Below are 22,236 nucleotides of genomic sequence, written 5' to 3'. Positions count from 1 at the left end.
CTGCTCCTTCGTGCTGGGGTTTCCGTCGGCCAGTCTAGCGGTTCGCGCCGCTGGTGCCTTCGTCGCCGCTCGGGCGGGCGCCGTCGGCGGGGTCTGCGTCGTCGTCGACAGCGTCGAGGATCGGCGATGCGGCGTCGTCGGTCGGGTCGTCGCCGCGGCTCAGCCCGTCCCAGTCGTCGATGGCGCGGTCAGAGGCCGGGCGCGCCGCAGCGCTGCCCGAGGTGCCGTCGGACACCATCCGGGAATCGGCGTATCGCCGCGACGAGGCCGGCCAGCGCCCGCCCGTCACGAGCACGGCGAGCCCGGCGAGCACGAGCAGTGCGCCGCCGGCGATCGCCGGCGCCGGCCAGACCGTCGCGGTCACGGATGCCACGAGCTCGGCGGTCGGCTCGGCGCCCGCGACTCCCGTGGCCTCCGTCACGGCAGGCGACACTGCGGCGACCGGGCCCGCGAGCGACAGGCTCGCCGCGAGCAGCACGCAACCGCCGAGGAGCACCTCGAGCACGCCGAGCACGAAACGGACTCCGAGGCCGGCGATCGCGAGTGCCGGCGCGATCGCGAGGCCGGCGAGGCCGAGCGCCGCCAGAGCCGGAGAGGCGACGCTGCCGGCCACGGCGACCGGCTCGCCCGTGCCGCCGACCGTGCTCGACTCGATGAGGAGGTCGAACCAGGTCTGACTCCACGAGAGCAGCACGAGGCCCGCGCCCACGACCGTTGCGACGACCGCAGGCAGCTTCATGCGGGCCGGGGTCATGACTCGACCCGGCGCATCGCGTTCGCGACGGCGACCGCACGGAGCGGGGCCGCGGCCTTGTTCCGGGACTCCTGGTACTCGGACTCGGGGTCGGAGTCGGCGACGAGTCCGCCGCCGGCCTGCACCCGGGCGATGCCGCCCGAGATCGTCGCCGTTCGGATCGCGATGGCCAGGTCGGCGTCGCCGCCGAATCCGAAGTATCCGACGACGCCGCCGTAGAGCCCCCGCTGCGCGGGTTCGAGTTCGTCGATGATCTCGAGGGCACGGGGTTTCGGCGCGCCCGACAGGGTGCCTGCGGGGAACGTCGCACGGAACACGTCGATCGCGTTCGCGCCGCCGACGAGATCGCCCTCGACCGAGGAGACGAGGTGCATGATGTGGCTGAAGCGCTCCACCCGCATGAACTCGGTCACCTCGACCGTGCCGGCGGTGCAGACCTTGGCGAGGTCGTTGCGCGCGAGGTCGACGAGCATCAAGTGCTCGGCCTGCTCCTTCGGGTCGGCCCTGAGCTCGGCCTCGAGATCGGCGTCGGCCTCGGGCGAGGCGCCGCGCGGCTTCGAGCCGGCGATCGGATGCGTGAACACCCGGCCGTGCTGCACCTTCACGAGCGCCTCGGGCGACGAGCCGACGATCCAGTACGGCTCCCCCGCCGCGTCCTCCAGATGCAGGAGATACATGTACGGGCTCGGGTTGAGGCTGCGCAGTACCCGGTAGACGTCGATCGGGTGCGCGTTCGCCTCCTGCTCGAACCGTTGCGAGATGACGACCTGGAAGATGTCGCCCTCGTGGATGTACTCCTTCGACCGGTCGACCGCGGCGAGAAAATCGGCCTTGTCGGTGCGATGCACGGGGTCGGCCGCACGTGACAGGTCGATCTCGGCCAGCCACGCCTCGGACGGCTGCGCGAGGCCCAGCTGCATGCGGTCGAGGCGAGCCTGCGCGCTCTGCCAGAGCTGGGCGGGCGGCTCGCCGAGATCGTTCAGCACCGAGAAGATGAGTTGAACCGTGCCCGTGCGGTGGTCGATCACGACGAGCTCGGAGACGAAGGCGAACGCCTGACCGGGCATCGGGAACTCCGAGGGCGGTCGGTTCGGAAGACGCTCGATCTGACGGATCGCCTCCCAGCCGATGAACCCGACGAGGCCGCCGGTGAGCGGCGGCGCTCCGGGCACGTCTTCGGTGCGCCAGCGCTCGAACAGCGCGGCGAGCGCGGCGAGCGGCGCGAGCTCGGCAGCGTCGCCGAGCGCCCGTTCGGCGCTCAGACCGTAGTCCTGCCACGCGACGCGCTCGTCGGACTCGGTGATCACGCCGTACGAGGAGACGCCGACGAACGAGTACCGCGACCAGATGCCGCCCTGCTCGGCCGACTCCAGCAGGAATGTGCCGGGTCGTCCGGCGGCGAGCTTCCGGTAGATGCCAACGGGAGTCTCACCGTCGGCGAAGAGCTCGCGCACGACGGGCACGACGCTTCGCCCCGAGAGCAGGGCGGTGAACTCCTCGAAGGTGGTCGTGGCGTCGGCCAACGTGTGCTCCTCAAGTCAGTCGGCGGGCGGGAATCCGGGGGTCACGGCGATCGGGTCGCCGTCGAAACAGGTACGGGTGCCGGTGTGGCAGGCGGCGCCGATCTGCTCGACGCGCACGAGCAGGGTGTCGGCGTCGCAGTCGAGTGCCGCCGAGCGCACGTACTGCGCGTGACCCGAGGTGTCGCCCTTGCGCCAGTACTCCTGCCTCGACCGCGACCAGAACGTGACGCGCCCGTCGGTCAGGGTGCGTCGCAGCGCCTCGCGATCCATCCAGCCGAGCATCAGCATCTCACCGGTGTCCCACTGCTGGATGATCGCGGGCAGCAGTCCATCGGCGTTGAAGACCGCACGGTCGAGCGCCGCGCCGACCGTCGATTCGGTGGTCATCGCACGATCCTCCCATCTGCCGCCAGCGCCGCCTTGACCTCGTCGATGGTCAGCTCGCCGTTGTGGAACACCGACGCCGCGAGCACCGCATCGGCGCCCGCCGCGATCGCGGGCGGGAAGTCGGCGACCGCGCCGGCACCGCCAGAGGCGATCACGGGGACGGTCGACAGCTCGTGCATGAGCGAGGTGAGTTCGAGGTCGAAGCCCGCCTTCGTGCCGTCGGCGTCGATCGAGTTCACGAGCAGTTCGCCGGCACCGAGCTCGATGCCGAGGCGCGCCCATTCGAGCGCGTCGAGGTCGGTCTCGGTACGCCCTCCGTGCGTCGTCACGACGAATCCCGACGGCGTGCGATCGGAGCGCTTGACGTCGAGCGAGAGCACGAGCACCTGTGCTCCGAAGCGATCGGCGATCTCACCGATGAGCGCGGGCCGGGCGATCGCCGCACTGTTGACGCCGATCTTGTCGGCACCGTGGCCCTGCAGCCTCGCGACATCGTCGGTCGAGCGGATGCCGCCGCCCACCGTGAGCGGGATGAACACCTGTTCGGCGACTCGCTGCACCATGTCGTACGTGGTCGAACGGTCGTCTACGGTCGCGGTGACGTCGAGGAAGGTGAGCTCATCGGCACCCTGCTCGGCGTAGCGGGCAGCGAGCTCGACCGGGTCGCCGGCATCACGCAGGTTCTGGAAGTTGACGCCCTTCACAACGCGGCCGGCAGCCACATCGAGGCACGGGATCACGCGGACGGCGAGGGACATTCGTGACTCACAGCCGGGCCGCGTGGATGGCGCTGACGAGGATCGCCCTCGCGCCGAGCTCGTACAGCCGGTCCATCACCTGGTTCATGTCGGCGCGCGAGATCATGACCCGCACGGCGACCCACTCGGGATCGTGGAGGGGCGAGACCGTCGGCGACTCGAAGCCGGGAGCGGCCGCAGTCGCGCTCTCGAGGTGTTCGACGGGAACGTCGTAGTCGAGCAGCACGTACCGGCGGGCGACGAGCACGCCCTGCAAGCGCCGGAGCAGCGTCGCGGCACCCGGCTTGTCGACGCCCGAGCCGATGAAGACGGCCTCGGACTCGAGGATGACCGGGCCGAAGATCTCGAGCCCCGCCTGGCGAAGCGTCGAGCCCGTCGAGACGACATCGGCGACCGCGTCGGCGACGCCCAGGCGCACAGCCGACTCGACCGCGCCGTCGAGCTTCACGAGCCTGGCGGTCACGCCGTGGCCGGCGAGGAAGCCGCCGACGAGCCCGGGATAGCTCGTGGCCACCGTCACGTCGTCGAGGTCTGCGAGTTCGGTGAAGGCGCCCGACGGCCCCGCGAAGCGGAAGGTCGAGCCGCCGAATCCGAGCGGCGCGATCTCCGAGGCATCCGACCCCGAATCGAGCAGGAGGTCGCGACCCGTGATGCCGACGTCGAGCGCGCCCGACCCGACGTACGTCGCGATGTCGCGCGGCCGCAGGTAGAAGAACTCGACCCCGTTGCGGGGGTCGGCGGTGTGCAGGTCGCGCGGGTCGCGGCGACCGGTGTACCCGGCCTCCCACAGCATCTGGGCGGCGGTTTCAGCAAGCGCGCCCTTGTTGGGCACGGCGATTCGGAGCATTTCGGTACTTTCGTGTCGACGGTTCTGATCGGCCATGGGCGTGTTCAGAGATGTCGGTACACGTCGGCGGGCGAGAGCCCTTTCGCCAGCATGAGCACCTGCAGGTGGTACAGCAGCTGGGAGATCTCTTCTGCGGTCTCGTCGTCGCTCTGGTACTCGGCGGCCATCCACACCTCGGCGGCCTCCTCGACGATCTTCTTGCCGATGGCGTGCACGCCGGCGTCGAGCTCTCGAACCGTGCCGGAACCCTCGGGGCGGTTTCGGGCCTTGTCGGCGAGCTCGACGAACAGCTCGTCGAAGGTCTTCACCCGTCAAGCCTACCGGTGCCCGGAGCCCGGTCATGCCGGTGCGCGTCGGCGATCTCGCGGAGCGCCATGATGCGCTCGGCCGGCACCTCGGCCCCGAAGACCGCCGAGCCCGCCACGAAGGTGTTCGCCCCGGCCTCTGCCGCGATGCCGATGGTGTCGATCGTGATGCCCCCGTCGACCTGGAGCCAGACGTCGAGACCCGTCTCGCGCACGACGCGTGACAGACGCTCGAGCTTCGGCATCGTCTCGGGCATGAACGACTGGCCGCCGAAGCCGGGTTCGACGGTCATGACGAGCACCTGGTCGAACTCGGGCAGCAGCTCGAGGTACGGTTCGACGGCGGTGCCCGGCTTGAGCGCGATGCCGGCACGGGCGCCGATCTGACGGAGCCTGCGAGCGAGCGCCACCGGGTCGGCGGCGGCCTCGGCGTGGAACGTCACCGAGAACGCGCCCGTCTCTGCGTAACCCGGCGCCCAACGATCGGGTTCATCGATCATGAGATGCACGTCGAGCGGAATCGGACTGACCTCCTGCAGGCGCCCCACCATCTGCAGGCCGAACGTCAGGTTCGGCACGAAGTGGTTGTCCATGACGTCGACGTGCACGAGGTCGGCACTCGCGATACGCCCGAGCTCGCGCTCGAGGTTCGCGAAATCGGCAGCGAGGATGCTCGGGTTGATCCGCATCGTCATGCAGCCACCCTATCGAGCCGCGCCGCCCGCGCCGGCGTCGCCGTCGACGCGCGGGGAGGCCCGCTTTCGCACGAGCGCGATGAACATCGCATCGGTGCCGTGCCGGTGCGGCCAGAGCTGCACGGTCTCGGCATCGCCGGCGAGGTCGAGCGGATGCCGCGACACCTCCCCGATCACGGATCGCGTGTCGAGCTGCTCGGCGGAGGTGCCGGCCCGGCGGAGCGCCGCGGCGAGAGTGCCGTGAGTCTCCGCGGTGTGCGGCGAGCATGTGACGTAGGCGAGGATGCCACCGGGCGCGAGCGCGGCGAAGGCGCCGTCGAACAGCTCACCCTGGAGCTTCGTGAGCTCGGCGACATCCGTCGGGGTCTTGCGCCACCGCGCCTCGGGGCGACGGCGGAGGGCGCCGAGTCCGGTGCACGGGGCGTCGAGCAGGATGCGGTCGAAGCCTCGCGGCGCTCCGAGCGCCGCGAGATCGAGTGCGCGACCATCGCCGACGTGCACCTCGACCTCGAGCGGTACGCCGACGACGGCGTTGCGCACGAGCTCGGCCCGCGCCGGCACCGTCTCGTTCGCGACGAGCACCGCGCCGCCCGCGAGGGCTTCGGCCGCGAGCACCGCGGTCTTGCCGCCGGGGCCGGCGCACAGATCGAGCCAGCGCTCCCCGGCGCGTACGGGCTCGGCACGACTGAGGGCGAGCGCGGCGAGCTGGGAGCCTTCGTCCTGCACGCGGATGAGGCCCCCCGAGCGCTCGGCAGCCGTGATCGGGTCGGCCGCGACGGCGCCGATCGGTGAGAACCGATCGGGTTCGAGGCCGTCGATGTCGTCGGTGTCGACGTCGAGGCCCGGCAGCACGGCGAGGTTGACCCGCGGTGCGGCATTGTCGGCATCGAGCAATCGCTCGAGTTCGTCGGCGCGGTCCTCGTGGGCGAGCGCCGTGCGGAGGGCGCGCACGATCCACTCGGGGTGGCTCGTGACGGCCGCGAGCCGAGCGTCTTCGTTGCTCGCGCCCTCGGCGACGCGCTCGCGCCACTCCTCTGGCGAGGTTCGGGAGATCGTGCGGAGCACGGCGTTCGCGAAGCCCGCCGCCTTGGGAGCGGCGCGTCGTGCGAGCTCGACCTGTTCGTTGACCGCCGCGTGGGTTGCGACCCTGGTGGCGAGCAATTGGTGCGCGCCGAGCCGGAGCACGTCGAGCACGACCGGGTCGATCGCGGATCTCGGGCGGTTCGCGGCCAGTTCGATGACCCGGTCGTAGAACCCCTGCATCCGCAACGTGCCGTAGGCCAGCTCGGTCGCGAACGCCGCGTCGGCCCGGTCGAGCCCGGCACGACGGATGCGCGCAGGCAGCAGGAGGTTCGCGTACGCCTCATCGACCCGCACCGCCTCGAGCACCTCAACGGCGACGATGCGCGCCGGCGCGATGCGCGGCGGAGCCGAGCGTGACGGCGTGGTGCGTGACGTCCCTCCGCCGCCGCCGCGACGCGAGCCGCTCATCGTGCCGCCGCCGAGCTGCGGCCGCTGCCGCGCCACCAGTCGCCCGCATCCATGGCGGGCCTGCCCGCGGGTTGCACTCGACGAAGTTCGAGCGGCGTGGAGCCCGTGCCGACGAGCACACGCCGCGCCGACACCACGAGCTCACCCGGTGCGAGCGACGGGGCCCCATCGCCCGCAGGCACGAGGTCGAGCACCTTCACGCGCTGCTCCTCGATCGTCGTCCACGCGCCGGGTTCCGGCGTCACGCCGCGGAACCGGTCACGGATCTCGGTCGCGCCGCGCGACCAGTCGAGCCGTGCGTCGTCGATCGTGAGCTTCGGCGCGAAGCTCGGTTCGCCCTGTTGCGGCACGGCTCGCGCCGAGCCGCCGGCGATGGCGTCGACGACGCCCGACAGCAGTTCGGCGCCCGAGCCCGCCAACCGGTCGAGCAGCTCCCCTGCCGTTTCGTCTCCCTGCAGTTCATGCCGGAGCTCCGCGTAGACATCGCCCGCGTCGAGCTCGGCGACGAGCCGGAACACGGATGCCCCGGCGACGGCATCGCCCGCGATGAGGGAGCGCTGCACCGGTGCGGCCCCGCGCCAGGCCGGGAGCAGCGAGAAATGGAGGTTGATCCAGCCGTGCACGGGAGTCGACAGCAGCGGCTCCCGCACGAGGCCGCCGTAGGCGACGATGACGCCGAGGTCGGGAGCGAGACCGGCGATCCGCGCCGTGACATCGGCATCGAGCCGGTTCGCCTCGATCACCGGCACGTCGAGACGCGCCGCCGCTTGCGCGACGGGCGACGGCGTGAGCACGCGCTTGCGTCCGAGCGGCGCCGGCTGCCGCGTGACGGCGCCGACGAGGTCATGGCCGCTCGCCGCGAGACGTTCGAGCGACGGGACGGCGACGCCGGGGGTACCGGCAAAGACGATGCGGAGCTTCTGCACACTCCATTGTCGCCGACGACGGTGTCGCTACGGGACCTCGGGGTCGTCGAAACGCACGCGCAGCACCGATGGACGCTTCGGTGGCTGCCCGGACACCGGGCGCCGTCGTTCGGTCGCGACCCGGATCATCTCGGCACGGAGCGCCTTCGCGACCGCGGCGCCGGCCGCGTAGTCGAACCGCACGATGCCGCGTTCGAGACCTTCGTCTGCCGGCACGGGGCCGAGCGAGTCGACGCCCGGCGCCGGATCACGCGCGGCGTCGAGCGCGCGGGCGACCAGGGCCGGCGCCGCCGTCACGCTCGCCACGCGCACCGCCGGCGGGAACCGCAACGCCCGGCGACTCGCGAGTTCGCGGCTCGCCCATTCGGGGAGCCGCCACGACGTGAGCGCTTGCGCAAGCGTTCCCGCGACCCCGACGAGTGAGACCGGCGAACCCGGAGCCGCGAGGGCTGCGGCATTGGCCCACCAGCGAAGGCAGTCTTCGGCGACGCGAAGCGACTCGCGCAGCAGCATCCGTTCGCCGTCGAGCAGGAGCACGGCCCGGTAGCCGCCGTCGGCGATGGGCTCAGCGCCGCGGGTCGCGACGACGAGTGCTGGCTCGGCGCCGACACTCTGAACCGGTCGTTCGCCGTCGGAGAGGATGACGCGCGCCTTCGGGAACGCGCGGCCGAGCTCTTCGGCGGTACGGCTGGCCCCCACCGTCGCGGCGCGCAGCTTCGCGCCCTCGCACACCGGGCACCGCCAGGTGCTCGCGCTCGTTCCGCAGAGCACGCAACGGGGGTCGCCGCCGCTCCGGGGCACGACCAGCGCGCCGCCGCAAGCCGTGCATCGCGCCGGCTCGCGGCATCGGTCGCACGTGAGCATCGGCGCATGCCCGGGGCGCGCGACCTGCACGAGCACCGGTCCCTCGAGAATCGCCTGCTGCGCGGCGCGCCAGGCGCTCGACGGGATGCGCGCAGAGCCCGGCTCCGGCGCGATCTGCTGCTCGGTCGGGATGACCCTCGGCCGCACATGCTTGACCGCGGGCACCTCGCGCACCCAGCCGATCTCGACGAGGCGTTCGACCTCGACGCTGCGGGTGTGGCCGAGGAAGAGGAGAGCCGCGCCCGACTGCTCCTGCCTGATGAGGGCGGCGTCTCGCGGATGCACTCCAGGGGCGAGCTGCTCGTTCTGGAGTGCGTCGCCGTCGTCCCACATCGCGATGAGGCCGAGGCGTGCGGCCGGTGCGTAGACCGTCGATCGATTGCCGATGACGACTCGCGCGGCGCCGCCGGTCGCGTCGAGGAATGCGCGGAACCGCTCGCCACCCGTCTGCCGGGCATCGGTGCGGAGCACCCGTCGCGCGTCGATGCGATCGGCGAGGGCCGCCTGGAGCTGCTCCTGGTCGCGGTAGTCGGGCACGATGACGAGGCTCGAGCGGTCTGCCGCGAGGGTGTGGGCGGCCGCGGCGGCGAGCGTCGCGGCCCAGGCGCCCACCCACTGCCCCGACGAGAGGCGCACCGGCCGCGGATCGGCGGACAGCGCCATCCGCTCACCGGCGTCGATGCCCGTCTCGACGGCACCGCGCTCGTAACCGGGCATCGGTGCAGCGGGCTCTGGCAGCTCGCCCGGATCGGGCTCGGCCGCGCGCCACGCCTTCTCGGCTCGCACGTAACGGCTCGGAATCGCCACACGAAGGATGTCGCCGGCGTTGCCGGCCGCCCGATCGGCCGCTGCGCGCGCGAGCGCCCACACCTCGGGGGTGAGCAACGGCACCTCGGAGACGACGTCTTCGAGTTCGCTCAGTCGCCCCTCGTACTCGCTCGACGATGCCGTCTCGACGAGCCATCCGTTGGCGATGCGACCGCCGGATCGCAACGGCACCCGTACCCGCACCCCGGCGACCGCCGCCTCTCGGAGTCGTTCGGGCACCGAATAGTCGAAGAGCTGGTCGAGTTGCGGAAGGGGCGAATCGACGAGCACGCGGGCGACGGGGCCGCCGGCCACTTCAGAGCCCGGCGGCGGAGCGGAGGTCGTCGACGCGGTCGAGGCGCTCCCACGTGAAGTCGGGCAGCTCACGGCCGAAGTGGCCGTAGCTCGCGGTCTGCGCGTAGATCGGGCGCAGCAGGTCGAGGTCGCGGATGATCGCAGCGGGCCGCAGGTCGAACACCTTGCGAATCGCCGCGGTGATCTGCTCGTCGGGAAGGAGGCCCGTGCCGAAGGTCTCGACGTAGAGCCCGACGGGTGCGGCCTTGCCGATGGCGTAGGCCACCTGCAGCTCGAGCCGATCGGCGAGACCGGCCGCCACGGCGTTCTTCGCGACCCAGCGCATCGCGTACGCCGCCGAACGGTCGACCTTCGACGGGTCCTTTCCGCTGAAGGCGCCGCCGCCGTGGCGGCTCGCGCCGCCGTAGGTGTCGATGATGATCTTGCGCCCGGTGAGGCCGGCGTCGCCCTGCGGGCCGCCGATCTCGAACCGCCCGGTGGGGTTGATGAGCACGTCGAGGTCGTGCCGGGCGAGTTCGACCGTTTCGAGCACTGGCCGGATGACGAGTTCTTCGACCTCGGCACGGAGCTGCGCGGTCGACACCGCGAGTGTGTGCTGTGTCGAGAGCACGACGGTCTCGACGCTCTTCGGCACCTGGCCCTCGTAGCCGATCGTGACCTGGGTCTTTCCGTCGGGGCGGAGGTAGTCGAGTTCGCCGCTCTTGCGCACGGCCGCGAGTCGCTCGGCGAGCCGGTGGGCGATCCAGATCGGCACGGGCATGAGTTCGGGGGTCTCGCGGGTGGCGTAGCCGAACATGATGCCCTGATCGCCGGCACCCTGCATGTCGAGCGCGTCGTGGCTCGCTCGTTCGCGGGCTTCGAAGGCGTGGTCGACCCCCTGTGCGATGTCGGGCGACTGGCCGCCGATCGACACCGAGACGCCGCATGAACGCCCGTCGAACCAGGCGTCGGAGGAGTCGTAGCCGATCGAGGTGACCCGCTCTCGCACGATTGCCGGAATCTCGACGTACCCGCTCGTCGAGACCTCGCCCGCGACGTGCACGAGACCGGTCGTCACGAGCGTCTCGACGGCGACCCGGCTGTTCGGGTCTTCGCGAAGCAGCGCGTCGAGGATCGAGTCGGAGATCTGGTCGCAGAGCTTGTCGGGGTGCCCCTCGGTGACGGACTCGGACGTGAAGCGGCGGAGGGCGCTCATTCGGTTTCGGATTCCTTCGGGGTCGTCGCGGCAGGCGCCGCGGTCGTCGCCTGCGCGACGACCACGTCGAGGATGTCATGCGCCACCGACAGTTTCGTTCCGTCTGCTCGTGCGACGACGGCGCCGCCGTCGCCGATCACGACGACGCGGTTCTCGTCGCTCGCGAAGCCCTCGTTCCAGCCCACGCGGTTGACGACGAGCAGGTCTGCGCCCTTCGCCTCGCGCTTGGCACGACCGAGCTCGAAGAGGCGATCGTCGTCGGCCTCGGTCTCGGCCGCGAAGCCGACGAGGAGCGTGCCGGGGTGCGGGGCATTGCCGAGACCCGCGAGGATGTCGGGATTGCGCACGAGTTCGAGGGTCAGGCCGTCGTCGCTCCGATCCTTCTTGATCTTCGCCTCGCTCACGCTCGCCGGACGATAGTCGGCGACGGCGGCAGCCATCACGACGACGTCGGCACCTTGCGCCGCTTCGGCCACGGCGGCCTGCAGTTCGAGCGTGGTCGAGACACGGCGGATGTCGCAGCCCTCGGGTTCGGCCACCTCGAGGTTCGCGGCGATGAGCGTGACGTGCGCGCCGCGCTCGCGCGCCGCCTCTGCGATCGCGATGCCCTGCTTGCCGCTCGAGCGGTTGCCGAGGAAGCGCACCGGGTCGAGCGGCTCGCGAGTGCCGCCCGCGCTCACGACGACGTGACGTCCTGCGAGGTCGCCGCGATCGGCGGATGCCTCGTGCTTCGATGCCTCGCCGAGCACGCGTTCGAGCGCGGCACGCACGATCAGGTCGGGCTCCTCCATGCGGCCGGAGCCGCTGTCGGCGCCGGTGAGCTGGCCGACGGCCGGCCCGACGATCGTGACGCCGCGCGAGCGGAGCGTCTCGACGTTCGCCCGAGTGGCGGGGTGCCGCCACATCTCGGTGTGCATCGCCGGTGCGATGACCACGGGTGCCTCGCTCGCGAGCAGGGTGTTGCCGAGCAGATCGTCGGCGAGCCCGGCGGCGAGCTTCGCGATGGAGTTCGCGGTCGCGGGCGCGATCACGATCAGGTCGGCCGCCTGCCCGATCGCGACGTGCCGCACCTCTGCGACGCCCTCGTACAGCTCGGTGTGCACCGGATTGCGCGAGATCGCCTCGAGGGTCGGCCTGCCGACGAACCGCAATGCACCCTCTGTGGGCACGACGTGCACGTCATGCCCCGCGAGGACGAGGGCGCGCACGACGCCGACGGCCTTGTATGCGGCGATGCCGCCGGTGATGCCGACGACGATGTTGAGCCGAGTCATCCGGCCCCTCCGGATCACTCGGCGATCGGGCGGAGCCGGAGCTTGTCTTCGTTGATCTCGTGCATCGCGACCGAGAGCGGCTTGTCGTCGATTGACGAGTCCACGAGCGGTCCGACGTTGTCGAAGAGGCTGCCTTCGTGCAGGTCGGCGTAGTAGTCGTTGATCTGGCGCGCGCGCTTGGACGCGAAGATGACGAGCTGGTACTTCGAGTCGACCCTCGAGAGCAGGTCGTCGATGGGCGGGTCGATGATGCCGGACAGCTTCTCAGCCATGGAATGACTCCTTCGGTCGTGCGGTGCGCACCGCGGTGCGCGGAAAGTCGTGGCGAGGGCAGCTCAACGCCGACCCTTGCGAGATCTCATCAAGTCTACGACCTCCTGCGCGGCTTCGGCGACGTCGTGGTTCACGACCTGATGGTCGAACTCCTCGACGGCGGCCAGTTCGACCCTCGCCGTCTCGAGCCTGCGCTGCTGTTCGGACGGGCTCTCGGTGCCGCGGCCGACGAGTCGGCGCACGAGTTCGTCCCAACTGGGCGGCAGCAGGAAGACGAGCGTCGCCTCGGGTGCGGCGCGCCGCACCGACCGGGCGCCCTGGATGTCGATCTCGAGCAGCACGCTGTTGCCTGCTGCGATCGCTGCTTCGACCGCCCTGCGAGGAGTGCCGTAACGCGACGCGTTGTGCACGGTCGCCCATTCCAGGAGTTCGCCGGCCTCGACCATGCGGTCGAACTCGGCGTCGTCGACGAAGAAGTAGCTCTCCCCCTCGACCTCGCCCGGGCGGGGTGTGCGCGTCGTCGCCGAGACCGAGAGCCGCACCTCGGGATGATTCCGACGGATGTACTCGGCGACCGTGCCCTTGCCCACCGCGGTCGGGCCGGCGAGCACGACGAGACGGTCGCCCGTACCGCCGTGGGCGGCGACCCAGTCGGCGAGGAACTCGCGGAGCCGGCGGCGCTGGAGCCGGCCGAGCCCGCCGAGCCGCTTCGACGGCGAGATCTCGAGTTCGCCCATGATGCGCACCGACTTCGTCTGCCCGATCGCGGGGATCGACGTCATGAACTCGGTGACGCGAAGCCGCCCCTCGACGCCATCGGGCGATTCGAACGCCGCTCGCAGCACGTCGAGCGGGCTGCGGGAGCCGGCGGCGATCGCGGACTTGACGGTCGCGCGGGCACGTCGTGCCGCGACGGCCGCACGCGATGCGGCGACTCGGTCGACCTCGGGCGGCGACGATCGGGTGGCCTCGGACGAGGTCGACGGCTCAGACACCTGCGACCCCGACTTCGTCGACGCGGCGCGTGATCGCTTCAGCGAGGGCGCCGGGCCCTGCGCCGAGGATCGATCGCGACTCGCTCACGATCACGCCCGCCGCGAGCGATCCGTAGATCGCACGGAGATCGCCGAGCTCTGCGCCCTGATGGCCGAATCCCGGTGCGAGTACCGGCAGACCGGGCCGTGGTCCGTCGACGTCGAGCTCGATGCCCGAGCTCCGCAGGTCGGTCGTTGCTCCGAGCACGACTCCGACCGAGCCGAGGGGCCGGCTCGCGGCATCCGTACGCCCCTGATTCCACGCGATGACCCCGCTCGTGATCGCCTGCGCGACGGTGTCACCGGCGCGACTCGACTGTTGCAGCACGGCACGCTGGATCGCGGCCGCCTCGGGGTTCGACGTCGCTGCGAGCACGAACACGCCCTTGCCGACCCGCTCAGCGGCCTCGAGCACGCCGGCGATCGACCCGAGTCCCTGGAACGCGCTCAGCGTCATGGCGTCGGACTCGAGGGGTGATCCCGGCGTCAGCCACGCCTGCCCGTATGCTTCGACGCTCGTGCCGATGTCACCGCGCTTCGCGTCGGCGATCACCATGAGACCGCCGTCGCGCGCCTCCGCGAGCACCCGCTCGAGCGCCGCGTAGCCCGCAGAGCCGTGCCGCTCGAAGAACGCGACCTGCGGCTTCACGATGCCGACGCGACCGGCAGCGGCATCGACCGCTCGAAGCCCGAACTCGCGCACGCCCTCGGCCGAGTCGGGGAGGCCCCACGCGTCGAGGAGCGGCGGGTGCGGGTCGATCCCGACGCAGAGCTTGCCGTAGACGGCGAAGACGGCCTCGAGCCGGTCGCCGAAGAGGCTTGCGTCGGTCATATGCTCGCCTCCCGGCGGCTCGTGTACTCCTGCAGGCTCGTGACCTCGAAGCCCTCGCGCTGCACGTCGAGCGACGCGACGGCCGCCGAGAGCTCGGCGATGGTCGTGAACAGCGGGATGTCGGCGGCGACCGCGGCCGCACGGATCTCGTAGCCGTCGGCGCGAGACGAACGACCGCTCGGCGTGTTCACGACGACGTCGACCTCGCCGCGGTGGATGAGCTCGACGACGGACGTCGCGTCATCATTCGTCTTCTCGCTGAACTTCAGCACCTCCTTGGCGCGGATGCCGTGGCGGCGCAGCACTTCGGCCGTACCTTCGGTCGCGGCGATGCCGTACCCGAGCTGCTGCAGACGGAGGACCGGGAGGATGATCGAGCGCTTGTCGCGGTCGGAGACCGACACGAAGACCGTGCCGGTGGTGGGCATGCCGCCATAGGCCGCGAGCTGGCTCTTCGCGAACGCCGTCGGGAAGTCCTTGTCGATGCCCATGACCTCGCCCGTCGAGCGCATCTCCGGCCCGAGGACGGAGTCGACGATGATGCCCTCGCGGGTGCGGAAGCGGCTGAAGGGCAGCACGGCCTCCTTCACGGCGACCGGAGCGTCGAGCGGCACCCGCGACCCGTCTGAGGCGGGAAGCATGCCCTCGTCGATGAGCTCGGCGACGGTGGCACCGACCATGATGCGCGACGCGGCCTTCGCGAGCGGAATACCGAGCGCCTTGGAGACGAACGGCACGGTGCGACTCGCGCGCGGGTTCGCCTCGAGCACGTAGAGCACACCGGCGCCGATCGCGAACTGCACGTTCAGCAGGCCCTGAACGCCGATGCCCTCCGCGATGGCGCGGGTGGCTTCACGGACCCGGTCGACCTCTGCACGGCCGAGCGTGACGGGCGGCAGGGTGCAGCTGGAGTCGCCGGAATGGATGCCGGCCTCCTCGATGTGCTCCATGACGCCGCCGATGTAGAGATCGGTCCCGTCGTAGAGGGCGTCGACGTCGATCTCGATCGCGTCGTCGAGGAAGCGGTCGACGAGCAGCGGATGGCTCGGCCCGACGATGCCCTGACCCTCGATGCGCTCGAAGTAGTCGGCGAGCGAAGGCGAGTCGTAGACGATCTCCATTCCGCGACCGCCGAGCACGTAGCTCGGGCGCACGAGGACGGGGAAGCCGATGCCCTCGGCGACCTGGACTGCGCCGTCGAGGTCGGTCGCGGTGCCGTTCCTCGGCGCGAGGAGCCCGGCCGTGTCGAGGATGCCGGAGAACAGGCCGCGCTCCTCAGCGAGGTCGATCGCGTCGGGTGTCGTGCCGAGGATCGGGATCCCGGCGGCTTCGAGACCCCTCGCGAGGCCGAGTGCCGTCTGCCCGCCGAGCTGCACGACGACGCCGACGAGCTCGCCCGACTGGGACTCGGCATGGATGACCTCGAGCACGTCTTCGAGCGTGAGCGGCTCGAAGTAGAGCCGATCGCTCGTGTCGTAGTCGGTCGAGACCGTCTCGGGGTTGCAGTTGATCATGATCGTCTCGAACCCGGCGGCCGAGAGGGCGAACGAGGCGTGCACGCACGAGTAGTCGAACTCGACGCCCTGGCCGATGCGGTTCGGGCCCGAGCCGAGGATGACGACCTTCCTGCGGTCGCTCGGCTCCACCTCGGTCTCGGAGTCGTAGCTCGAGTAGTGATAGGGCGTGAGCGCCGGGAACTCGCCCGCACACGTGTCGACCGTCTTGTAGACCGGGCGGATTCCGAGGATGTGGCGCACCTCGCGAGCGTCGGCCTCGCCGAAGCCGCGGAGCTGGCCGATCTGGGCGTCCGAGAAGCCGTGATCCTTCGCCAGGAGCAGAAGTTCGGTGTCGAGGTTCTCCGCCGCTGCGATGGTGGCTGCGACCTCGTTGATGAGCACGATCTGGTCGAGGAACCACGGGTCGATCTTCGTGGCCTCGAACAACTGCTCGATCGTGGCGCCCTTGCGGAGCGCCTGCTGCACGACCACGATCCGGCCGTCGGTCGGCACGGTTGCGACCTCGAGCAGTTCTTCGATCGAGCGCTGCTCTTCGCCCCAGTGGAACGACGAGCCGCGCTTCTCGAGCGAGCGGAGCGCCTTCTGCAGCGCGGTCGCGTAGTTTCGGCCGATCGCCATCGCCTCGCCGACCGACTTCATGGTCGTCGTGAGAGTGGCATCGGCGGCCGGGAACTTCTCGAACGCGAACCGGGGCACCTTGACGACGACGTAGTCGAGTGTCGGCTCGAACGAGGCCGGGGTGACCCTGGTGATGTCGTTGGGGATCTCGTCGAGGCGATAGCCGATCGCGAGCTTCGCGGCGATCTTCGCGATCGGGAAGCCCGTCGCCTTCGATGCGAGCGCGCTCGAACGGGAGACGCGCGGGTTCATCTCGATGACGATGACGCGACCGTCGGCCGGGTCGATGGCGAACTGGATGTTGCAGCCGCCGGTGTCCACGCCGACGGCGCGGATGATGTCGATGCCGATATCGCGCAGCTTCTGGTACTCGCGGTCGGTCAGGGTGAGGGCCGGTGCCACGGTGATCGAGTCGCCCGTGTGCACGCCGACCGGGTCGACGTTCTCGATCGAACACACGACCACCGTGTTGTCGGAGGTGTCGCGCATGAGCTCGAGCTCGTACTCCTTCCAGCCGAGGATCGACTCCTCGAGGAGCACCTCGGTCGTGGGTGAGTCGTGCAGGCCCTGGGTGGCGATGCGCACGAGCTCTTCCTCGGTGTACGCGAAGCCCGATCCGAGGCCTCCCATCGTGAACGAGGGGCGCACGACGAGCGGATAGCCGAGGTCGAGGGCGAACTCCTTCGCCTGCTCGACCGTCTTCGCGACGTGCGAACGGGCGACGCCCGCGCCGGCCTCGATCACGAGGTCCTTGAAGAGCTGGCGGTCTTCGCCCTTGCGGATGGCGTCGACCTTCGCCCCGATGAGCTCGACGCCGTGCTTGGCGAGAATGCCGGCCTCTTCCAGCGCGATCGCCGCGTTCAGGGCCGTCTGGCCGCCGAGCGTCGGGAGCACCGCGTCGGGCTTCTCCGTGATGATGATCGACTCGATGATCTCGGGCGTGATCGGTTCGATGTACGTCGCGTCGGCGAAGTCGGGGTCGGTCATGATCGTCGCGGGGTTCGGGTTCACGAGGATGACCCGAACGCCCTCCTCGCGGAGCACGCGGCACGCCTGGGTTCCCGAGTAGTCGAACTCGGCGGCCTGTCCGATGACGATCGGACCGGATCCGATGACGAGGACGCTGTTGATGTCGTCGCGCTTGGGCATTACTCGTTGCTTCCTTCGGTCGCGGTGTTCGCCCCGGTGTTCGCGATCACCATGTCGCGGAATCGGTCGAAGAGGTAGTTCGCATCGTGCGGGCCGGCCGCCGACTCGGGGTGGTACTGCACGCTGAACGCGGGGATGTCGAGGCAGTTGAGTCCCTCGACCACGTCGTCGTTGAGGCCGTAGTGGCTGACCTCGACGCGGCCGAAGCCCTCGGTCGAGTCGCTCACGCGGTCGATCGGGGCGTCCACGGCGAAGCCGTGGTTGTGCGCCGTGATCTCGACGCGGCCGGTGGCCTTGTCGAGCACCGGCTGGTTGATGCCGCGGTGGCCGAATGGCAGCTTGTAGGTGCCGAAGCCGAGCGCGCGGCCGAGCAACTGGTTGCCGAAGCAGATGCCGAAGTACGGCAGCCCTTCGCGGAGCGTCGAGCGCAGCAGTTCGACATGGCGATCGGAGGCCGCAGGGTCGCCCGGCCCGTTCGAGAAGAACAGCGCATCGGGCTCGAGTGCCAGCACCTCCTCGGCCGTGATGGTCTGCGGCACGACGTGCACGTCGAAGCCGCGTTCGGCGAGGTAGCCGAGGGTCGAGGTCTTCACGCCGAGGTCGAGCACCGCGACGGAGCCGATTCGCTCCCCCTCGGCATCGATGGTGTAGGGCTCGGCCGTCGAGACGTCGGCCGAGAGGTTCGCGCCGATCATGCCGGCGCCGCCCTGCACGAGGTCGAGCTGCTCGCCGGCGGTGAGCAGTGCGTCATCGCCTGAGAAGATGCCGGCGCGCATCGCGCCGGCCGAGCGCAGGTGGCGCGTCAGCGCTCGAGTGTCGATGCCGCTGATGCCGACCACTCCCGCGGAGGCGAGGTCGTCGTCGAGGCTCCGCAGCGAGCGGAAGTTCGAGACGACTCGCGAGGGGTCGCGCACGATGAATCCGGCAACCCAGATGCGTGCCGATTCCATGTCTTCGTCGTTCATGCCCGTGATGCCGATGTGCGGCGCGGTCATCATGACGATCTGACCCGCGTACGACGGGTCGGTGAGGGTCTCCTGGTAGCCGGTCATTCCGGTGGCGAAGACGGCCTCGCCGAGGGTACGGCCGCGTGAGCCGTATGCGCGTCCCTCGTAGCGGCGTCCGTCTTCGAGGACGAGCACGGCGGTTTCGCCGGTGCCGGTCGGGGTCTCAGTCATTCGAGGCCTCACTTTCCTGCTCCTGCCGCGGCGCGTCGTGCGCTGCGGCGATGTCGTTCACGGCCTGGATGATCCTGGCCGGGTCGCCCGGGTACCGGGCGCGCACGTAACTGTCGACTCGGGGTTCGCCGCGTTCGGCCGTTCCCCGGTCCTCGGCGATCCACGAGAGGGCGATGAGGCCCTCGGGCTCGACGCCGCGATCGATCGCGTAGCTCGCGTGGCCCGCACCGACGAGCCGGTCGGCCGGGATGAAGGTCATGGACTCCCCCGCGATGCGGAGGATCACGCCCTCGCGAAGCACCTCGAGGTGACCAGAGCCGCGGAACGCGAGACCGTGCACCGCGAGACGTTCGAGGGGCTCGCCGATCGGGGTGGTCGCGACGTAGAGCACCTCGGCGTCGAGCACCGCGGCGCCGTGCTCTGCGGGCACCGGGTAGGAGCCGAGCGTCTCGTCGCGCACGGTGCGCGCCTTCCATGAGCGGTACATCAGCCAGCCCATGAGCGCGACGATCGCGACGGCGACGATGGTGCCGATCACCTTATCCATGCTCGGCCCCCCGAGCGGATGCCGCGTTGCGGGCCACCTCGTCGCGCGGTCGCACTGCGCCGTCGATGAAGGTCGGATAGCCGGCGTGGAAGGTCGCGACCACTCGACCGGGCAGGCGGCGGCCGAGGTAGGGCGAGTTCGTGCTGCGGCCGGCGAGCCGGTCGAGGTCGAACTCGGATGCCGCCGCGGGGTCGTAGAGGGTCAGTTCGGGCGCTGCGCCGACGGCGATGGACTCGCCGTGACCGTGCAGCCGCCCGATGCGTGCCGGTGCCGCCGACATCACGCGCGCGACATCCGCCCAGTTCATGAGTCCCGTTTCGACGACGGCGGCGTGCACGACCGCGAGGGCGGATTCGAGGCCGACCATGCCGTTGGCGGCAGCCTGCCACTCGCTCTCCTTCGCCTCGACCGGGTGCGGGGCGTGGTCAGTGGCGACGATGTCGATCGTGCCGTCGGCGAGCGCCGCGCGCAGGGCTTCGACGTCTTCGGCACGGCGCAGCGGCGGGTTGACCTTGAACCTCGGGTCGTAGCCGGCGATGAGGTCTTCGGTGAGCAGGAGGTGGTGCGGGGTGACCTCTGCGGTGACGTCGATGCCGCGGGCCTTGGCCCAGCGGATGACCTCGACCGATCCGGCGGTGGAGACGTGGCACACGTGCAACCGCGAGCCGACGTGCTCGGCGAGCAGCACGTCGCGGGCGATGATCGACTCCTCGGCGACGGCCGGCCACCCCGTCAATCCGAGCTCGCCCGACAGCGCGCCCTCGTTCATCTGGGCGCCTTCGGTGAGGCGGGGTTCCTGCGCGTGCTGGGCGATGACGCCGTCGAACGCCTTCACGTACTCGAGCGCACGGCGCATGAGCAACGGGTCGGAGACGCAGAATCCGTCATCGGAGAACACCCGCACGTTCGCCCGGGACCGGGCCATGGCGCCGAGTTCGGCGAGACGTTCGCCCTCGAGTCCGACGGTGACGGCACCGATGGGCTGCACCGTCGCGTACCCGGCGGCGCGGCCGAGACTCGCCTCCTGTTCGACGACGCCGGCCGTGTCGGCGACGGGGAAGGTGTTCGCCATGGCGAAGACCGCGGTGAAGCCGCCCGCGGCCGCCGCCTGGGTGCCGGTCAGCACGGTCTCGCTCTGTTCGTAGCCGGGCTCGCGGAGATGCGTGTGCAGGTCGACGAGCCCGGGCAGTGCGATGAGCCCGTCGGCGTCGACGACCGTCGCGCCCGCGGCATCCGCGATGCTGCCGACGCCGGCGATGATGCCGCCGTCGAGCAGCACGTCGGCTCGCTCCCCACCGGGGAGGGTCGCACCCGTGATCAGGAAGCGCTCATTCATCGGGCGTCCCCCGTTCGCCGGACAGCAACAGGTAGAGGGCGGCCATTCTCACTGAAACTCCGTTCGCGACCTGCTCGCGCACGGTCGACTGCTGCGAGTCGGCTGCGCGGGCGGCGATCTCAAGCCCGCGGTTCATCGGGCCGGGGTGCATCACCATCGTACTGGGGGGCAGCGCGTCGAACCTGGCGTCGTCGAGGCCCCAGGTGAGCGCGTATTCGCGGCTGTTCGGGAAGAACGCCGCCTGCATGCGCTCCGCCTGGATGCGCAGCATCATGACGACGTCGGGTGTGCCGCGGAGCGCGGCATCGAGGTCGTAGCCGACGCGGGCCGGCCACGACCTCGTGTCGACCGGCACGAGCGTCGGCGGGGCGACGAGTTCGACCTCGGCACCGAGCGTGGCGAGCAGCCAGACGTTGGACCGTGCGACCCTGGAGTGCAGCACGTCACCGACGATGACGACGCGCACGCCGTCGAGGCCGCGCCCGCGGGACACCGTGCCGTGCAGGCGTCGCCGCATCGTGAAGGCGTCGAGGAGCGCCTGGGTCGGGTGCTCGTGGGTGCCGTCGCCGGCGTTGAGGACGCCGGCGTCGATCCATCCGCTCGTGGCGAGCGTGTGCGGCGCACCCGATGCGTGGTGGCGGATCACGACGCCGTCGGCGCCCATCGCGTGCAGGGTCTGCGCCGTGTCCTTCAGGCTCTCGCCCTTCGAGACGCTCGACCCCTTCGCGCTGAAGTTGATGACGTCGGCCGAGAGGCGCTTCGCCGCCGCCTCGAACGAGATGCGGGTGCGGGTCGAGTCCTCGAAGAAGAGGTTCACGACCGTCTTGCCCCGCAGTGTCGGCAGCTTCTTGACCTCGCGCTCCTGCACGGCGGCCATGTCCTCGGCGATGTCGAGGAGCCGGATCGCCTGCTCGCGCGACAGCTCTCGGGTGCTCAGCAGGTGCCGCATCACGCCTCGCCTGCTTCGGGCGCGGCGTCATCGATGGCGACGGCATCGTCGCCGTCGATCTCCATCAGTCGCACATTGATGCGCTCTCGGGCCGAACTCGGCAGATTCTTGCCCACGAAGTCGGCACGAATGGGGAACTCGCGGTGACCACGGTCGATGAGCACCGCGAGCCGTACCGCACGGGCGCGGCCGAGATCGCTGAGCGCATCGAACGCCGCTCGGATCGTGCGGCCCGAGTACAGCACGTCGTCGACGAGCACGACGGTCTTGCCGTCGATGCCGCCTGCCGGCAACTCGGTCGGCTGCGGCGTGCGCGTGCGGGTTCGTGTGAGGTCGTCGCGGTACATCGTGACGTCGAGCGTTCCGACTTGCGGCGGCGGGGCTGCGGGCTCGATGCGGGCGATCGTCTCGGCGATGCGGCGGGCGAGGATCACACCCCTGGTCGGGATGCCGAGGATGACGAGATCGGAGCTGCCTCGATTGGACTCGAGGATCTCGTGCGAGATGCGGGTCAGCGCCCGCGAGATGTCAGCTTGACTGAGCACGGCACGTGCCATCAAACGACTCCCTTCTCCGCCTCACAGGACGGCCTTAAAGGTTGTCAACGCGAACGAGTCTACCGTGTCCCACGAGCGAGGGCTGTCGGCGGGGGCGCCCGCCCG

21 protein-coding genes are annotated in these 22,236 nt (G+C 70.5%); all 21 read right to left on the bottom strand.

The window, feature by feature from the left end:
• Positions 1 to 34 precede the first annotated feature (34 nt).
• Entirely contained in the window at positions 35 to 754 is a 720-nt protein-coding gene (locus FHG54_RS09395; RefSeq protein WP_139417038.1) for a Trp biosynthesis-associated membrane protein, read from the bottom strand.
• A complete protein-coding gene (locus FHG54_RS09390; protein ID WP_139417037.1) occupies positions 751 to 2,277 on the bottom strand; it encodes an anthranilate synthase component I in 1,527 nt (508 codons plus the stop codon). Before FHG54_RS09390 ends, FHG54_RS09395 begins: the two co-directional genes overlap by 4 nt.
• 15 nt (positions 2,278 to 2,292) lie before the next feature.
• Complete coding sequence (gene hisI / locus FHG54_RS09385) at positions 2,293 to 2,664, bottom strand: phosphoribosyl-AMP cyclohydrolase (RefSeq protein WP_139417036.1); 372 nt, start codon at positions 2,662 to 2,664, stop codon at positions 2,293 to 2,295.
• Entirely contained in the window at positions 2,661 to 3,422 is a 762-nt protein-coding gene (gene hisF / locus FHG54_RS09380) for an imidazole glycerol phosphate synthase subunit HisF (RefSeq protein WP_139417035.1), read from the bottom strand. Before hisF ends, hisI begins: the two co-directional genes overlap by 4 nt.
• 7 nt (positions 3,423 to 3,429) lie before the next feature.
• Positions 3,430 to 4,269, bottom strand: a complete 840-nt coding sequence (gene hisG / locus FHG54_RS09375) for an ATP phosphoribosyltransferase (protein WP_139417034.1) — start codon at positions 4,267 to 4,269, stop codon at positions 3,430 to 3,432.
• 44 nt (positions 4,270 to 4,313) lie between these two features.
• Entirely contained in the window at positions 4,314 to 4,577 is a 264-nt protein-coding gene (locus FHG54_RS09370) for a phosphoribosyl-ATP diphosphatase (protein ID WP_139417033.1), read from the bottom strand.
• The gene (gene rpe, locus FHG54_RS09365) at positions 4,574 to 5,269 is read right to left on the bottom strand and encodes a ribulose-phosphate 3-epimerase (RefSeq protein ID WP_139417032.1); all 696 of its coding nucleotides are present in this window, start codon (positions 5,267 to 5,269) and stop codon (positions 4,574 to 4,576) included. Before rpe ends, FHG54_RS09370 begins: the two co-directional genes overlap by 4 nt.
• A 9-nt stretch (positions 5,270 to 5,278) precedes the next feature.
• The gene (locus FHG54_RS09360; protein WP_139418388.1) at positions 5,279 to 6,760 is read right to left on the bottom strand and encodes an RsmB/NOP family class I SAM-dependent RNA methyltransferase; all 1,482 of its coding nucleotides are present in this window, start codon (positions 6,758 to 6,760) and stop codon (positions 5,279 to 5,281) included.
• The gene (gene fmt, locus FHG54_RS09355) at positions 6,757 to 7,686 is read right to left on the bottom strand and encodes a methionyl-tRNA formyltransferase (protein ID WP_139417031.1); all 930 of its coding nucleotides are present in this window, start codon (positions 7,684 to 7,686) and stop codon (positions 6,757 to 6,759) included. Before fmt ends, FHG54_RS09360 begins: the two co-directional genes overlap by 4 nt.
• Before the next feature lie 27 nt (positions 7,687 to 7,713).
• Entirely contained in the window at positions 7,714 to 9,672 is a 1,959-nt protein-coding gene (locus FHG54_RS09350; RefSeq protein ID WP_139417030.1) for a primosomal protein N' family DNA-binding protein, read from the bottom strand.
• Position 9,673: 1 nt separating this feature from the next.
• Positions 9,674 to 10,867 (bottom strand): methionine adenosyltransferase, encoded by a 1,194-nt coding sequence (metK, locus tag FHG54_RS09345; RefSeq protein WP_139417029.1) that lies wholly within the window; start codon positions 10,865 to 10,867, stop codon positions 9,674 to 9,676.
• The gene (gene coaBC, locus FHG54_RS09340) at positions 10,864 to 12,141 is read right to left on the bottom strand and encodes a bifunctional phosphopantothenoylcysteine decarboxylase/phosphopantothenate--cysteine ligase CoaBC (protein WP_139417028.1); all 1,278 of its coding nucleotides are present in this window, start codon (positions 12,139 to 12,141) and stop codon (positions 10,864 to 10,866) included. The genes metK and coaBC overlap by 4 nt, the downstream gene beginning before the upstream one ends.
• A 14-nt stretch (positions 12,142 to 12,155) precedes the next feature.
• Positions 12,156 to 12,413, bottom strand: coding sequence for a DNA-directed RNA polymerase subunit omega (gene rpoZ / locus FHG54_RS09335; protein WP_139417027.1), 258 nt, complete (start codon positions 12,411 to 12,413; stop codon positions 12,156 to 12,158).
• Positions 12,414 to 12,476: 63 nt separating this feature from the next.
• The gene (gmk, locus tag FHG54_RS09330; RefSeq protein WP_139417026.1) at positions 12,477 to 13,409 is read right to left on the bottom strand and encodes a guanylate kinase; all 933 of its coding nucleotides are present in this window, start codon (positions 13,407 to 13,409) and stop codon (positions 12,477 to 12,479) included.
• Positions 13,402 to 14,280: an orotidine-5'-phosphate decarboxylase gene (gene pyrF / locus FHG54_RS09325; RefSeq protein ID WP_139417025.1), complete on the bottom strand. Its 879-nt coding sequence runs from the start codon at positions 14,278 to 14,280 to the stop codon at positions 13,402 to 13,404. The genes gmk and pyrF overlap by 8 nt, the downstream gene beginning before the upstream one ends.
• Positions 14,277 to 17,564 (bottom strand): carbamoyl-phosphate synthase large subunit, encoded by a 3,288-nt coding sequence (gene carB / locus FHG54_RS09320; protein WP_139417024.1) that lies wholly within the window; start codon positions 17,562 to 17,564, stop codon positions 14,277 to 14,279. Before carB ends, pyrF begins: the two co-directional genes overlap by 4 nt.
• Complete coding sequence (gene carA / locus FHG54_RS09315) at positions 17,564 to 18,742, bottom strand: glutamine-hydrolyzing carbamoyl-phosphate synthase small subunit (protein WP_198169696.1); 1,179 nt, start codon at positions 18,740 to 18,742, stop codon at positions 17,564 to 17,566. The genes carB and carA overlap by 1 nt, the downstream gene beginning before the upstream one ends.
• The gene (locus FHG54_RS09310) at positions 18,735 to 19,289 is read right to left on the bottom strand and encodes a PH-like domain-containing protein (RefSeq protein ID WP_139417023.1); all 555 of its coding nucleotides are present in this window, start codon (positions 19,287 to 19,289) and stop codon (positions 18,735 to 18,737) included. The genes carA and FHG54_RS09310 overlap by 8 nt, the downstream gene beginning before the upstream one ends.
• Positions 19,282 to 20,625, bottom strand: coding sequence for a dihydroorotase (locus FHG54_RS09305; RefSeq protein ID WP_139417022.1), 1,344 nt, complete (start codon positions 20,623 to 20,625; stop codon positions 19,282 to 19,284). Before FHG54_RS09305 ends, FHG54_RS09310 begins: the two co-directional genes overlap by 8 nt.
• Positions 20,618 to 21,574: an aspartate carbamoyltransferase catalytic subunit gene (locus FHG54_RS09300; protein WP_139417021.1), complete on the bottom strand. Its 957-nt coding sequence runs from the start codon at positions 21,572 to 21,574 to the stop codon at positions 20,618 to 20,620. Before FHG54_RS09300 ends, FHG54_RS09305 begins: the two co-directional genes overlap by 8 nt.
• Entirely contained in the window at positions 21,574 to 22,134 is a 561-nt protein-coding gene (pyrR, locus tag FHG54_RS09295) for a bifunctional pyr operon transcriptional regulator/uracil phosphoribosyltransferase PyrR (protein ID WP_139417020.1), read from the bottom strand. The genes FHG54_RS09300 and pyrR overlap by 1 nt, the downstream gene beginning before the upstream one ends.
• Positions 22,135 to 22,236: the final 102 nt, after the last annotated feature.

Origin of the sequence: Agromyces laixinhei, from assembly GCF_006337065.1 — a bacterium.
Taxonomy (GTDB): domain Bacteria; phylum Actinomycetota; class Actinomycetes; order Actinomycetales; family Microbacteriaceae; genus Agromyces; species Agromyces laixinhei.
The sequence above is the reverse complement of the archived record's forward strand: the minus strand, read 5'-3'. Positions and strand labels throughout refer to the sequence as shown.

Excerpts from the sequence above, each read along its gene's own strand:
- coaBC (WP_139417028.1), bottom strand. The coding sequence starts at position 12,141 with ATGACTCGGCTCAACATCGTCGTCGGCATCACCGGCGGCATCGCCGCA.
- carA (WP_198169696.1), bottom strand. The coding sequence starts at position 18,742 with ATGACTGAGACCCCGACCGGCACCGGCGAAACCGCCGTGCTCGTCCTC.
- hisG (WP_139417034.1), bottom strand. The coding sequence starts at position 4,269 with ATGCTCCGAATCGCCGTGCCCAACAAGGGCGCGCTTGCTGAAACCGCC.
- FHG54_RS09360 (WP_139418388.1), bottom strand. The coding sequence starts at position 6,760 with ATGAGCGGCTCGCGTCGCGGCGGCGGCGGAGGGACGTCACGCACCACG.
- hisF (WP_139417035.1), bottom strand. The coding sequence starts at position 3,422 with ATGTCCCTCGCCGTCCGCGTGATCCCGTGCCTCGATGTGGCTGCCGGC.
- carB (WP_139417024.1), bottom strand. The coding sequence starts at position 17,564 with ATGCCCAAGCGCGACGACATCAACAGCGTCCTCGTCATCGGATCCGGT.
- rpe (WP_139417032.1), bottom strand. The coding sequence starts at position 5,269 with ATGACGATGCGGATCAACCCGAGCATCCTCGCTGCCGATTTCGCGAAC.
- metK (WP_139417029.1), bottom strand. The coding sequence starts at position 10,867 with ATGAGCGCCCTCCGCCGCTTCACGTCCGAGTCCGTCACCGAGGGGCAC.
- FHG54_RS09300 (WP_139417021.1), bottom strand. The coding sequence starts at position 21,574 with ATGCGGCACCTGCTGAGCACCCGAGAGCTGTCGCGCGAGCAGGCGATC.
- rpoZ (WP_139417027.1), bottom strand. The coding sequence starts at position 12,413 with ATGGCTGAGAAGCTGTCCGGCATCATCGACCCGCCCATCGACGACCTG.
- pyrF (WP_139417025.1), bottom strand. The coding sequence starts at position 14,280 with ATGACCGACGCAAGCCTCTTCGGCGACCGGCTCGAGGCCGTCTTCGCC.
- FHG54_RS09310 (WP_139417023.1), bottom strand. The coding sequence starts at position 19,289 with ATGGATAAGGTGATCGGCACCATCGTCGCCGTCGCGATCGTCGCGCTC.
- FHG54_RS09305 (WP_139417022.1), bottom strand. The coding sequence starts at position 20,625 with ATGAATGAGCGCTTCCTGATCACGGGTGCGACCCTCCCCGGTGGGGAG.
- FHG54_RS09395 (WP_139417038.1), bottom strand. The coding sequence starts at position 754 with ATGACCCCGGCCCGCATGAAGCTGCCTGCGGTCGTCGCAACGGTCGTG.
- hisI (WP_139417036.1), bottom strand. The coding sequence starts at position 2,664 with ATGACCACCGAATCGACGGTCGGCGCGGCGCTCGACCGTGCGGTCTTC.